The sequence below is a fragment of the Janthinobacterium lividum genome (assembly GCF_011601275.1).
In the GTDB taxonomy this organism is placed as follows: Bacteria; Pseudomonadota; Gammaproteobacteria; order Burkholderiales; family Burkholderiaceae_D; genus Janthinobacterium; species Janthinobacterium lividum_E.
In genome coordinates, this window is the sequence record NZ_JAAOLY010000022.1 from 49,327 (window position 1) to 61,012 (window position 11,686).

The window sequence follows — 11,686 nt, forward strand, 5'->3', positions numbered from 1 at the left end:
GATTCAAATAGAATCTGTATTCTATTTGAATGGTCAGACTTGCCAAATTCAACGAAAACAACTTCATCGACAGCGCGATCGCCGTCGCCGCCCAGTGCGGCGTGGGCGCCGTCTCGATGGCCGCCATTGCCGTCAAGGCCGGTGCGCCCATCGGCTCCGTATATCACCGCTTCGATTCGCGCAACGCCATCCTGGCGCGCGCCTGGCTGCGCGTGAAAAGCGACTTTCGCGAGGAAGTGGCCAGCCGCTGGCTTGGCGGCGATACGTGGGCCGGCGTGCATGGCTTGCTGGACTGGTGCCGGCGCAAGCCCGTGTATGCGCGCTTCCTGCTGCAATGCGCGGACAGCCCCGATTTCAGCAACGGCCTCAGCGAGGAATTGCTGGCCGCCGTGGAAGAGGAGCAGGCCGCGCTCGACGCCTGCTTTGTCCGCTGCGCCGAAGCCATGCCCGCCACGACGGAACTGGACCTCGATCACATGCTGCTCAAATTCGTGCTGATCGACGCGCCCGTGGCCGTCGTCAAGCCTTACCTGACCCAGGAGCGGCCGATACCGGCCAGCGTCGACGCCATGCTGCGCGCTTCGCACGACGCCGTGCGCGGCTGGGCCGCCCACACCACATCACACTAACAAAGAAAAGAATCCCCATGCGCTATTCCACCCAGCTTGAACACGGCAAGAAAATCCCCCTGCACGACGAAGAAGGTTTCATCGGCATGCGCGCGGCCGGCCGCATCGCCGCCGACACGCTTGACTACATCACGCCTTTCGTGAAACCGGGCGTGTCGACGGCCAAGCTCGACGCCCTGTGCGAAGAGTTCATGCGCGCCGCCGGCGCCATCCCCGGCACCATCGACTACCACGGCTACAAGCACGCCAGCTGCATCTCCGTCAATCACGTGGTCACGCACGGCATCCCGTCGGATACCAAGATCCTCAAAGTGGGCGACATCCTCAACATCGACGTGACGCCCAAGTTCAACGGCTGGTTCGGCGACACCAGCCGCACCTTCAAGGTGGGCGCCGTCTCCATCCTGGCCAACCGCCTCGTCAACACGGCGTATGAAGCCATGATGGCCGGCATCCACACCGTGCGCCCTGGCGCTACTTTGGGCGACGTGGGCGCCGCCATCGAAGCGGTGGCCAAGGCGCAGGGCTTTTCCTCGGTGCGCGACTTCTGCGGCCATGGCGTGGGCCAGGTCTTCCACGACACGCCGCAAGTGCTGCATTACGGCCGCGCCGGCACGGGCATCGTGCTGGAACCGGGCATGATCTTTACCATCGAACCGATGCTCAACGTGGGCAGCTACCAGGTCAAGGTCTTGCCCGACAAATGGACGACGGTGACGAAAGACCGTTCGCTGTCGGCGCAGTTCGAGCATTCGCTGGCCGTGACGGAAACGGGTTTTGAAATCTTTACCCTGACCGGTTTGACCGATCCCCTGGTCTGACGATGGATAGCGCCAGCCTGACGCAGCGCCTGCTGGAGCGTCACCGGCACGACGCCGAAGACGCGCTGCAGCACGTGGCGCTGGCCGTGCTGCAGCAGGAAGGCATTCGCGACGACAGCGTGCTGCGCACAGAACGTATCGCGGCCCTGGCGCCGCCCGTGTCCAAGGTGGTGATGCTGGCCGAGTGGCTGGCCTATGTGGATTGGGAAGGTTTTGACAGCGCCCTGTACGCCAATATCGGCGCGGTGGCGGCGCTCATCGCTAGCGTACTGGACCTGCCAGAGGTGGCCGCCAATCTGCTGCAAGCGCGCGATGCAGTCGTGTTTGACACGCAGCGCCCCGCGCTGGCCGCCGCGGCCCTGCTGTTCATCGAACGCCACATCGCGCTCTTTCCCAGATAGCAGCGCACGTCTTACAATGGCGGCAAGCACTGTTGCCCCATTTTGAAGACTTACGCATGAGCGATTTTCCCGAAGATATCTACACCGAGCCGTCCGCCGACGTGCACACCCTGAACAACCTGGGCCCCTTGACGGGCATGGCCGGCATCTGGACGGGCACGCGGGGCCTGGACGTCAAGCCGAAGGCGGACGGCCCGCGCAAGCAGGCCTTCGTCGAGCGCATTGAACTGCAGCCGATCGACCCCGTCACCAACGGTCCGCAACTGTTCTATGGTTTGCGCTACTACATCCACATCACCAAGCCGGATCAAGTCAAGACGTATCATGAGCAGGTGGGCTACTGGCTGTGGGAGCCGGCCACGGGCGCCGTGATCCAGACCCTGGCCATCCCGCGCGGCCAGATCGCCATGGCGTCCGGCACGACGACGGCGGACGCCACCAGTTTCGAACTGGTAGCCAAGCGCGATTCGACGGCGTACGGCATCTGCTCGAATCCCTTCCTCGAACACGCGTTCACCACCGTCGAATACCGCATCAAGGTCGATATCCACGCCGATGGCACGTGGGGCTACGATGAAGACACGGTCATGCTGATCCGCGGCAAGGACGAACCGTTCCATCACACTGACCGCAACCTGCTGACGAAAATCGCCGAGCCGACGCCGAATCCGATGGCCTTGCAGGCGCTGGCGGCGGCAGCTTAAGGTTTGCCTTGCGCCACCGCCTTGATGGCCCGTTCTTCTCCCATGGCGGCGGCGATCTTCCAGCGCTGCATGGCGCTGGCGCGGTCCGGGCGTTTCAAGCCCGCGCCTTCCCAGTCCATCAGTCCCAGGTTGTATATGTCGCCCGCGCTGCCCTTGTCGGCGGCGAGGGTGAACCATTTGCGCGCTTCCTTGTGGTTGACGGGAATCTGGTAGCCGCGCACGTGGTACAGGCCCAATAAGTGCATGGCTTGCGCATTGCCCTTGTTCGCGGCCTGTTTCAGCAAATCGAGGCCGCGCGCCATGTTGCGCGGTTCCTGCCAGCCTTCGGCCAGCATCACGCCTTTCGCCGTCAGCGCATAGCTGTCGTTCTTCACGAGTCCCTTGCCGATCAGGGGCTTGGCGGCCACCTGGCGCGCTTCGCGTTGCTGCGCCGTCGGCGCGGTGACGGGGCCGGGCTTGCCTTCGCCCATCAGCAGCATCCAGCCATACAGGCCATACGCACCGGCGTCGCCCTTGCCAACCAGGCTTTCCAGCATGGCCAGCGCCTGCGCCTTGTCGCCATTTTCGTACAGCTTGACGGCCTTGGCGCTGCTCGCATCTTGCGGCACGGGGGCTGGCGCATGGGGCGCGACGAGCGCCGAGGCCATGGCCGTTTGCGGCGGTGGAGCAGCCGGGCGCACGCGCACGGGCAAGCCATAGCTGGCGGCCAGCACGGCCAGGCTGGCGGGCGCGAGGATCAGCACCTGCGCCAGCTGGTTGCGGCGGCCCTTGCCGGCGATGCCCATGGCCCGTTCGGCTTGCCGCTCGCCGCCCAGCGCCTCGCTCAGCACGGCTTTCACCTTGCGGTTGAACAGCCAGTAGCCGGCGCACGTGACGAGCAAGCCGGCGACGGCGGCCGCACCGCGCCCTGCGAAGTACCACGTGGCGATGGCGGCGGCCAGTGCGGCCAGCGCGCTTTTCCACCAGAACTGCTTGGCCAGCCGCGTGTAGACCTGGCGCAAGGCGCCGAGCACGCAGGTGCGCACGTTGTTGGCATAGTCGGCCGAGACGACGTCGATGTGCGCGTGGTCCGCGTCGCCGCTGAGCACCGATTCGATCACGTCCGCATTCAGTTCCGAGGCGGCCACGTCGCGCAGCGGCGTGAGCAAGCCTTGCACGTGGGCCGAGAACAGGCCGTCATCCAAGCTGCCGGCCAGTGCATCGCTGAGCGCCTTGAGGTCGCCGCGCAGCAGCTTTTCCACGATGTCGTCCAGGGTCAGCCAGCGCAAGTCCGTGCCGTACGCCACCAGGTGGTGCTTTTCCCCGTTGCAGGATGCGTCCAGGCGCACGATGCGCAGCTTGCCCGCATACAGGGCGTCGACTTCCTGCGGCTGGTCTTCATTGTAAATGCTCACTTTCGCCAGACCCAGGCTGCTGGCAATGGCGGCCAGTGAGTGCACGCTCTCCTTGTCGCGGATGCGGCGCGCGTCGTCGGGCGCCTGCTTGGGCAGGCTGACGCTGTAGCCGGGCGCCACGTGCACGTCGATCCAGGCCGCCGTGCCCACCTTGCCGGAACCGTCGCACGGGTTGCAGCGCAAGTCGCCCACGCCGCTGCAGGTGCGGCAAGTGACACTGCCGCTGGCGCGGCAGGTGCCGCAATTGATGTTGCCGGAACCGTGGCAGGTGTTGCAGCTGACCTTGCCGTAGCTGCAATGGTAGCAAGAGCGGTATTCGGTGCGGTACTGGGGCCGCGTTTCGCTGTGGTAGCTGGTGTGCGAGCTGCCGTTGCTGTAGGTGGTAGTGGGCACTTGCACCGTGATGTAGTCGGTGACTTGTTCGGACACGGTGCCGCTGCCGCTGCAATACGAGCACGACACCTTGCCGCTGCCATAGCAGCCATAGGCGTCGCAGCTGACGGTGCGCCCGCCGTGGCAGTTCCAGCACGTTTCCGTCGTCAGGCCGTGGCAGGTGTGGCAGCCGATACGGCCTTTTCCATGGCAGTTGCCGCAGGTGTCCAGGTGCCAGTACTTGACGGCGTGCGGCAGGTAGACGCCCGCCTCGACGCCGTTGTAGGCCTGGCCTGCCTGGCGCAAGGCATTGTCGAGCTTGCCCGCCGCGCGGCGCAGCCTTTCCTTCTCCTGCGCGTGAGCGAGCGCTCCCACTTCATGGGAGCCGCAGCGGCAGTCATTGCCCGCTGGCGTGAAATAGCCATTGATGACGCGCTGCTCGAAGCGCGCCTCAAGCGCATAGTTCGCCTGCAGCGAAAACTCCTGCAGCACGTCTTCCTCGCCCAGCGGCGTGATGTCCTGCGGTTCGAAACGCGTCTTGTCCTGCACCAGGGTACGCAGCTTGCCCAGCACCGTGGGTATCTCTTCCTTGTCGAGCTGGATGGGCGCTGGCGCCGTCACGGCCGTTGCTGATGCCTGGGGCATGTCCTCGCTGCCCTGGATATCGGTGGCCGTGTCGGTGCTGGGGTTCATGCGCGTCCTTTTTCTCTCTGGAAAGATGTTTGAATTTTAGCATCCCAATATGACAAAGCATGACAAAGCGGACCCGCTTTTTCAGCGCAGGCCGCGGCGGAACTGGTCGGGCGTGCCGCCGCTCTGGCGGCGAAACATGGCGATGAATGCGGAAGCCGTGCTGTAGCCCAGTTCCAGCGCGATCGCCTGCACGGTTTCTCCCTGTTCCAGCAGGGGCAGGGCGGCCAGGAAGCGCTGGCGCTGGCGCCATTCGCCGAACGGCATGCCCAGTTCGCGCTGGCAGCGGCGCGCCAGGGTACGCTCGGTCACGTGCAGTTGCGCGGCCCACTCGGCCAGTGAGCGGTTACTGCCCGGCTCCGCCTGCAAGGCGGCCAGCAGTGCCGCGATGACGGGCTCGTCGCTGCCTGGCAGGTAGTTGCGGCTGCACGGCGCCAGCTGCAGCTGGTCGACCAGCACTTGCGCCAGGCGCTGGTCGGCTTCCGTGGCGGGCGTGGTGACGTTGCGCCCGGCAAAGTCGCCGAGTATGGCCTTGAGCAGGGGACTCAATACCAGCGCGCACGGCTGCGCCGGCAGTTGCGCGCACAGGCTGGCATCGATGTAGGCGGAGTGAAACACGACATCCTGGCGGATATAGCCGTCGTGCAAGGTCTCGGGCGGTATCCATACGGCGTACTGGGGCGGCGACAGGTAGCGCTGGCCCGCCACCATGATTTCCATCACGCCCGTGGAGCAATACGTGAGCTGTCCCCACGGATGGCTCTGGTAATCGAATTGCTGGTGCGCGTGGTAATCGTCGAGGCGGAAATACACGGGATAGGGCAGGGCGTCGGAGACAGCGGGGAAATGCTGGTTGCTGGCCATGGTGTTTTTGTCCTGTTCTTTGCATCGTTTGTCTGGTATGCATTATATCCATGGAATCGGACTATGCGAAAATGGCGGTCTTGAATACTGGAGTCCGCCGCATGCAAGCCAAGCACTATCTGTTACCCGTGATCGCCGTGCTGATCTGGGCCATCAACACCATCGTCAGCAAGATGGCTGTCGGCGTGATTGACCCGGCCGCCATCTCGTTCTATCGCTGGCTGCTGGCTGGCGTGCTGCTGGCGCTCGTGTTCGGCCGCGCCGTGTGGAAGCAGCGGGCCGTGGTGCGGCCGTATCTGGGCAAGCTGTTTGTGCTGGGCATGCTGGGCATGGTCATGTACCAGTGCCTCGCCTACATCGCCGCGCAAACGACGACGGCGACCAATATGGGCATCCTCGCCTCGCTGATGCCGCTGCTGGCCGTGGGCCTGTCCGTGCTGCTGCTCGGCGAGACGCCCACCGTGGGCGGCGTGTTTGGCGGTGTCGTGTCGCTGCTGGGACTTGCTTACTTGCTTAGCCATGGCGATCCCGCCGCCCTGATCGCCCATGGCGCGGCCGTCGGCGACGCCCTGATGCTGCTGGCGTGTCTGTCGTATGCGGGCTATGGCGTGCTGCTCAAGCGCTGGAAGATTCCCCTGAATAACTGGCATTCGCTGCTGATCCAGGTGTGGTGCGCCGTGCCCGTGCTGTTCGTGTATTACCTGAGCCAGTCCGCGCCGCCCGTCACCAGCGCCGGCCTGCCGCTGGTGCTGTTTGCCGGCATCCCCGCCTCCATCATCGCGCCGTTTTTATGGATGCATGGCCTGGCCAAGCTGGGCCCCAGCCGCGCGACGACCTTGATGAACTTGCTGCCTGTGTTCACGGTGATCATCGCCATGCTGTTCCTCGGTGAAACCTTGCACAGCTACGATGTGATCGGCGGCGGCGTGACGCTGCTGGGCGTGGCGATGGTGCAGTACCTGAAACGTCCGCTGCGCCGCGCCAGCATCTAGTTTTTTTGCTATGCTGGTGTTTTGAACAAGGAGGCGCCATGCCCAGCATCGATACACTGTTGAGTGAACTGGAAGCATTTGGTAACAGCAACGATGCGGCGCACACGGCGCGCGCCAGCCGCATGCTCAATATCACGCGCGACACGGGTGAATTGCTGGCCGTGATGGTGCACGCGCGCGGCGCGCGGCGGGTACTGGAAATCGGCACCTCGAATGGTTATTCCACTCTGTGGCTGGCGCGCGCCGTGCAGGCGCTGGGCGGCAAGGTCGTGACGGTGGAAAAGGCGCAGGACAAGTTCGACATGGCGCACGACAACTTCGTGCGCGCGCAATTGCAGGGCGTGATCGGGCAATTGCTGGCGGACGCGGGCGACGTGCTGCGCGATGCGGCGGACGGCGCCTACGATTTCATCTTCCTCGATTCCGCCCGCCAGCAATACGCGCAGTGGTGGCCACAGCTGGACCGCGCGCTGGCGGCCGGCGGCGTGCTGGTGGTCGACAACGCCAGTTCGCATTACGCTGACATGGCCGACTTCATCGAGGCCGTGCGCGCCGACAGCCGCTACACGACGTGCCTGGCCACTGTCGGCAAAGGCGAATTCATCGCCGTCAAGGCCGGCAACTGATTATTCGGCAACGATAGCCGCTTCCAGCACGCGCACCAAGGATTCCACGCCTTGCGCGTCGACGTCGTCGAAACGGCCGATCAACGGGCTGTCGAGGTCGAACACGCCGATGATCTGGCCGTTGGCAAACACGGGCACCACCAGCTCGGAACGGGAATTGACGTCGCAGGCGATGTGGCCGGGAAACGCATGCACATCGTGCACGACGATGGACTTGCCTTCGACCACCGTGGTGCCGCACACGCCGCGGCCCTTTTTGATGCGGATGCAGGCCGGCTTGCCCTGGAACGGTCCCAGCACCAGTTCCTCGCCCTTGAGGAAATAAAAGCCGGCCCAGTTGAGGCCCGGCATGGTGTTGAAGACCAGCGAACTGAAGTTGGCCGTATTGGCGATGAAATCGCTCTCTCCCGACAGCAGACCTTGCAGCTGCGAGCGCAAGTCCGCATACATGGCTTGCTTGGCGGCGGGGGTATCGGTGCCGTAGGCGGCGTCGCTGATGGTAAACGTCATGGTCGTGGTGGCGCTTGAAAATGGGGAAGGCGACATGGTAGCGTGTTCAGGTCATCCGTGTGTGGCGCTCACTTTTTCAGGTGTTGCTGTGCCAGCTGGCGTAGCAGGGGCAGGGCCGCATGGCCGGCATCAGGCTGCCAGGCCAGGCCGATGCCGGCCGCCAATTCTTCACCCTCCGCCAATGGCCGGTAGGCCACGCCAGCCAGGCGCAGCGCGCGGAACGAGTCGGCCAGCAGGGCCATGCCCTTGCCGGCGGCCACGTCGTCGAGCAGCACATGGTGGTCGGGCGCTTCGCGCAAGAATATTGGCGCGAAACCATGGCGGCGAAACACTTGCTGGCAATGGTCGAAGAAGGCGGGCTGGCGCGCCCGCTCGAACCAGTAGACGGGTTCCTGAGCGATGTCAGACAGACTCAGCTTGCGCTTCTTCGCCAGCCGGTGGCCGGCGGGCAGGGCCAGCATCATGGACTGGCGCGCCAGCGGCTGCACGGCCAGCTCGAACGTGGCGCTGGGCAAGGCAAGCAGGGCCGCATCAAGCTGCCCCTTGCGCACGGCCGCGACCAGGCGCGGCGAGGGAGCGGCCGTCAGTTCCAGGCAGACATTGCCCAGTTGCCCCTCCAGCGCCGCGAGCAGCGGCCGGAACAGGCCGGCCGCCACGGAACTCGTCAAGCCCAGGCGCAGGCGCGCGGGTGCGCTGTCTTGCCGCAACGATTGCTGCGCCGTCTCCAGCAAATCGAGGATGTGCAGCGCCTGCGGCAGCAGGGTGCGTCCCGCTTGCGTCAAGGCCACGCCCTGCGTGTCGCGTTCGAACAGGCGCGCGCCCAGTTTGTCTTCCAGCCCCTTGATGGCGCGCGACAATGGCGGCTGGGTCATGTGCAATTGCTCCGCCGCCTGGCGGAAGTTCAGGCAGCGGGCGACGGCGCAAAACAGGCTCAAGGCATGGGTGTCGAGGGCTCTCATACCAGAAAGGTATCACGAAATCGGGCATTCCCTTGTCACCCGGCGCGGTCCAGACTGGCGGCATCGAGTCAACAACTGAGGAGAGCAGCATGCAACAGCGACGCATCGGCAATAGCGGCATGAACAGTTCGGCATTGGGCCTGGGCTGCATGGGCATGTCGGAATTTTACGGCGCCACGGACGAGGCGCAATCGCTGGCCACCCTGGAAGCGGCCTTGGCGGCGGGCGTGAGCCTGTTCGACACGGCCGATGCCTACGGTTTCGGCCATAACGAGCAATTGCTGGGGCGCTTTTTGGCACGCCACCCGGGCCAGGCCCTGGTCGCCACCAAGTGCGGCCTGGCGCGCGAGGCGGGCAGTTATGCGCGCCGCGTCGACAATTCTCCCGCCTACATCCGCCAGGCGTGCGAAGCGTCGCTGGCGCGCCTGGGACTCGAGGCCATCGACCTGTTCTATCTGCACCGCCTGAACCTCGAGACGCCACTGGAAGAGTCGATGGGCGCGCTGGCGCAACTGCGGCAAGAGGGCAAGATCCGCGCCGTGGGCCTGTGCGAAGTGAGCGCCGCCACCTTGCGGCGCGCGGCGACGATCTGCCCCGTGGCCGCCGTGCAGAGCGAATACTCGCTGTGGACGCGCGAACCGGAGCAGGGCGTGCTGGCCGCCTGCCGCGACGTGGGCGCCAGTTTCTTTGCCTACAGCCCGCTGGGGCGCGGTTTCCTCACGGGCGCCATCGCCGATGCGGCCAGCCTCGACGCGGGCGACTTTCGCCATTTCAATCCCCGCTTTGCCGCCGAGAACCTGGCGCGCAACCAGACCATCGTCGCGCAGGTCAGGGACATGGCCCGCGCAAAAGGCTGCACCCTGGCCCAGCTGGCGCTGGCCTGGCTGCTGGCGCAAGGCGACGACGTCATTCCCATTCCCGGCACCAAGCGCATCGCGTATTTGCACGACAACCTCGGCGCGCTGGCCGTGCGGTTGGATGGGGCCGAACTGGCGACGATGAACGCCGCTTTTCCATTGGGCATGGCGGCGGGTGCGCGCTATACGGACGAGGGCATGAAGGGCGTGGATGTTTGAAAAAACGCGCGAGTGTACGCCAGCGTACCTAACTGAAACTTTCTCTGCAGGATAATTGCCGGCGATCTGCTAGCATTTGGCAGTGACTGCGCGCTGCGCTTTGCACGCCGTTCAATGTTCAGGTATCCGATGAGGTGGATGTTGTTAGATGACGATATTTTCGATATAGAACTGAAGTTATTGCTTGAGGGAATACTGCTGCGCTATCAGCACGATTTCCGCGATTATTCCGTGGCGTCCCTGCGCCGGCGCATGCGCCAGGCCATGGAGCGCTTCGGCTGCGCCAGTCTGTCGCAATTGCAGGACCGCATCTTGCACGAGCCGGCCATGTTCGCGCAGATGCTGCAGTTTTTTACGGTGCAAGTGAGCGAGATGTTCCGCGACCCCGCGTATTTCCGCGCCTTGCGCGAAAAAGTCGTGCCCATCCTGCACACCTATCCCTCGATCAAGATCTGGGTGGCCGGCTGCAGCAGCGGGGAAGAGGTATGGTCGCTGGCCATCTTGCTGGAAGAGGAAGGCTTGCTCGAGCGCAGCATGATCTACGCGACCGACATCAATGTGGAAGCGCTGGCCGCCGCCGAAGCGGGTATTTATCCGGTCGAGCGCATCGCCCAGTTCAGCGAGAATTACCAGCTGGCGGGCGGCAAGCGCTCGCTGTCCGACTATTACACGGCCGCCTACAAGGGCGCCATCTTTGACCGGCGCTTGCGGCGCCAGTTCGTCTTCGCCGACCACAGCCTGGCGACGGACAGCGTGTTTTCGGAGGTGCACATGGTTTCCTGCCGTAACGTCATGATTTATTTCAATAAAGACTTGCAGGATCGCAGCCTGGGCCTGTTTCACGAAGCGCTGGTGAACCGGGGCTTCCTGGGCCTGGGCATGAAGGAAAGCCTGCATTTCAGCCGCCATGCGGACAGCTTCAACGAGCTGAGCCCGGCCGAACGCATCTTCCAGCGTGCCTGACATGCTGCCAAGCTGCGACGTCGTGCCACCGCCCGCCGGCCTGCGCCTGATCGCCATCGGCGCCTCGGCCGGCGGCGTGGAAGCGCTGGGCATCGTGCTGCGCGCCTTGCCCGCCACGTGCCGCGCGGCCGTCGTAGTGGTGCTGCACCTGGCGCCGGGCCGCTCGAGCCAGTTGCCGCAGCTGTACGCGGAACGTTGCCAGCTGCCCTTGCGCGAGGCGCAGGACAAGGAACCGCTGCAAGCGGGCGTCGTGTATTTCGCCCCGCCCGACTACCACCTGCAAGTGGAGCCCGATGGCTGTTTTTCCCTGTCGCAGGAAGCGCCCGTGTATTTTTCGCGCCCCTCGATCGACGTCTTGCTGGAAACGGCGGCCCTCGCTTACCGGCGCGCCATGCTGGCCATCATCCTGACGGGTGCTTCGGCCGATGGCGCGGCGGGCCTGGCGCGCGTGCGGCAGCTGGGCGGCAGTGCCTGGGTGCAAGACCCGCAGCGGGCCAGTTGTGGCATCATGCCGGCGGCCGCGCTCAAGCGGGCTGGCGCCGACCACGTGCTCGATTTGCCGCAAATGGCCGCCAGCCTGGCATTGCTGGGCAACGGCGAACACAAGTGAATGGGAGTGGTGTAGTGCGTGTAATATATGTGAGAATTGAAACAATGTTTATGTCCATATCGAAACACGATGGCG

The 11,686-nt window shown here is 64.6% G+C and carries 13 protein-coding genes; 9 read left to right on the top strand and 4 right to left on the bottom strand.

All coding sequences use genetic code 11. From position 1 onward, the window contains the following. Window positions 1-29: 29 nt before the first annotated feature. Genes GYK42_RS25340 through GYK42_RS25355 form a run of 4 tightly spaced genes read left to right on the top strand, consistent with a single transcriptional unit; the run spans window position 30 to window position 2,555 of the window. On the top strand, window positions 30-629 hold the full coding sequence (locus tag GYK42_RS25340; protein WP_046685830.1) for a TetR/AcrR family transcriptional regulator: 600 nt from the start codon (window positions 30-32) through the stop codon (window positions 627-629). A gap of 17 nt (window positions 630-646) precedes the next feature. Continuing rightward, window positions 647-1,450, top strand: a complete 804-nt coding sequence (gene map, locus GYK42_RS25345; RefSeq protein WP_166449743.1) for a type I methionyl aminopeptidase — start codon at window positions 647-649, stop codon at window positions 1,448-1,450. 2 nt (window positions 1,451-1,452) lie between these two features. Continuing rightward, window positions 1,453-1,851 (top strand): hypothetical protein, encoded by a 399-nt coding sequence (locus GYK42_RS25350; protein WP_166449744.1) that lies wholly within the window; start codon window positions 1,453-1,455, stop codon window positions 1,849-1,851. 56 nt (window positions 1,852-1,907) lie between these two features. Further along, window positions 1,908-2,555, top strand: coding sequence for an FABP family protein (locus GYK42_RS25355; protein ID WP_034750633.1), 648 nt, complete (start codon window positions 1,908-1,910; stop codon window positions 2,553-2,555). On the opposite strand, the gene GYK42_RS25360 is transcribed toward GYK42_RS25355, so the two are convergent. Then, window positions 2,552-5,014: a tetratricopeptide repeat protein gene (locus GYK42_RS25360; protein ID WP_166449745.1), complete on the bottom strand. Its 2,463-nt coding sequence runs from the start codon at window positions 5,012-5,014 to the stop codon at window positions 2,552-2,554. The genes GYK42_RS25355 and GYK42_RS25360 overlap by 4 nt on opposite strands. A gap of 81 nt (window positions 5,015-5,095) precedes the next feature. Continuing rightward, on the bottom strand, window positions 5,096-5,875 hold the full coding sequence (locus tag GYK42_RS25365; RefSeq protein WP_166449746.1) for an AraC family transcriptional regulator: 780 nt from the start codon (window positions 5,873-5,875) through the stop codon (window positions 5,096-5,098). A 101-nt stretch (window positions 5,876-5,976) separates the two neighbouring features. On the opposite strand from GYK42_RS25365, the gene GYK42_RS25370 reads away from it, so the two are divergent. Both GYK42_RS25370 and GYK42_RS25375 read left to right on the top strand, forming a co-directional pair. Next, on the top strand, window positions 5,977-6,867 hold the full coding sequence (locus tag GYK42_RS25370; protein ID WP_166449747.1) for a DMT family transporter: 891 nt from the start codon (window positions 5,977-5,979) through the stop codon (window positions 6,865-6,867). A 38-nt stretch (window positions 6,868-6,905) separates the two neighbouring features. Next, a complete protein-coding gene (locus GYK42_RS25375) occupies window positions 6,906-7,493 on the top strand; it encodes an O-methyltransferase (protein WP_166449748.1) in 588 nt (195 codons plus the stop codon). Here the strand turns inward: GYK42_RS25375 and GYK42_RS25380 are convergent, their stop codons facing one another. Beyond that, on the bottom strand, window positions 7,494-8,003 hold the full coding sequence (locus GYK42_RS25380) for a GAF domain-containing protein (RefSeq protein ID WP_166449768.1): 510 nt from the start codon (window positions 8,001-8,003) through the stop codon (window positions 7,494-7,496). Between the two features lie 68 nt (window positions 8,004-8,071). Continuing rightward, complete coding sequence (locus GYK42_RS25385) at window positions 8,072-8,962, bottom strand: LysR family transcriptional regulator (RefSeq protein WP_240943814.1); 891 nt, start codon at window positions 8,960-8,962, stop codon at window positions 8,072-8,074. An 89-nt stretch (window positions 8,963-9,051) separates the two neighbouring features. Here GYK42_RS25385 and GYK42_RS25390 point away from each other — a divergent pair, with 89 nt between their 5' ends. The 3 genes from GYK42_RS25390 to GYK42_RS25400 all read left to right on the top strand — a co-directional run bounded on the left by GYK42_RS25390 (window position 9,052) and on the right by GYK42_RS25400 (window position 11,611). Beyond that, window positions 9,052-10,038, top strand: a complete 987-nt coding sequence (locus tag GYK42_RS25390; RefSeq protein WP_166449749.1) for an aldo/keto reductase — start codon at window positions 9,052-9,054, stop codon at window positions 10,036-10,038. Between the two features lie 138 nt (window positions 10,039-10,176). Further along, on the top strand, window positions 10,177-11,001 hold the full coding sequence (locus tag GYK42_RS25395; protein ID WP_200899269.1) for a CheR family methyltransferase: 825 nt from the start codon (window positions 10,177-10,179) through the stop codon (window positions 10,999-11,001). A gap of 1 nt (window position 11,002) precedes the next feature. Further along, window positions 11,003-11,611 (top strand): chemotaxis protein CheB, encoded by a 609-nt coding sequence (locus GYK42_RS25400; protein ID WP_166449750.1) that lies wholly within the window; start codon window positions 11,003-11,005, stop codon window positions 11,609-11,611. Window positions 11,612-11,686 lie beyond the last annotated feature (75 nt).

Excerpts from the sequence above, each read along its gene's own strand:
- GYK42_RS25340 (WP_046685830.1), top strand. The coding sequence starts at position 30 with ATGGTCAGACTTGCCAAATTCAACGAAAACAACTTCATCGACAGCGCG.
- map (WP_166449743.1), top strand. The coding sequence starts at position 647 with ATGCGCTATTCCACCCAGCTTGAACACGGCAAGAAAATCCCCCTGCAC.
- GYK42_RS25350 (WP_166449744.1), top strand. The coding sequence starts at position 1,453 with ATGGATAGCGCCAGCCTGACGCAGCGCCTGCTGGAGCGTCACCGGCAC.
- GYK42_RS25355 (WP_034750633.1), top strand. The coding sequence starts at position 1,908 with ATGAGCGATTTTCCCGAAGATATCTACACCGAGCCGTCCGCCGACGTG.
- GYK42_RS25360 (WP_166449745.1), bottom strand. The coding sequence starts at position 5,014 with ATGAACCCCAGCACCGACACGGCCACCGATATCCAGGGCAGCGAGGAC.
- GYK42_RS25365 (WP_166449746.1), bottom strand. The coding sequence starts at position 5,875 with ATGGCCAGCAACCAGCATTTCCCCGCTGTCTCCGACGCCCTGCCCTAT.
- GYK42_RS25370 (WP_166449747.1), top strand. The coding sequence starts at position 5,977 with ATGCAAGCCAAGCACTATCTGTTACCCGTGATCGCCGTGCTGATCTGG.
- GYK42_RS25375 (WP_166449748.1), top strand. The coding sequence starts at position 6,906 with ATGCCCAGCATCGATACACTGTTGAGTGAACTGGAAGCATTTGGTAAC.
- GYK42_RS25380 (WP_166449768.1), bottom strand. The coding sequence starts at position 8,003 with ATGACGTTTACCATCAGCGACGCCGCCTACGGCACCGATACCCCCGCC.
- GYK42_RS25385 (WP_240943814.1), bottom strand. The coding sequence starts at position 8,962 with ATGAGAGCCCTCGACACCCATGCCTTGAGCCTGTTTTGCGCCGTCGCC.
- GYK42_RS25390 (WP_166449749.1), top strand. The coding sequence starts at position 9,052 with ATGCAACAGCGACGCATCGGCAATAGCGGCATGAACAGTTCGGCATTG.
- GYK42_RS25395 (WP_200899269.1), top strand. The coding sequence starts at position 10,177 with ATGTTGTTAGATGACGATATTTTCGATATAGAACTGAAGTTATTGCTT.
- GYK42_RS25400 (WP_166449750.1), top strand. The coding sequence starts at position 11,003 with ATGCTGCCAAGCTGCGACGTCGTGCCACCGCCCGCCGGCCTGCGCCTG.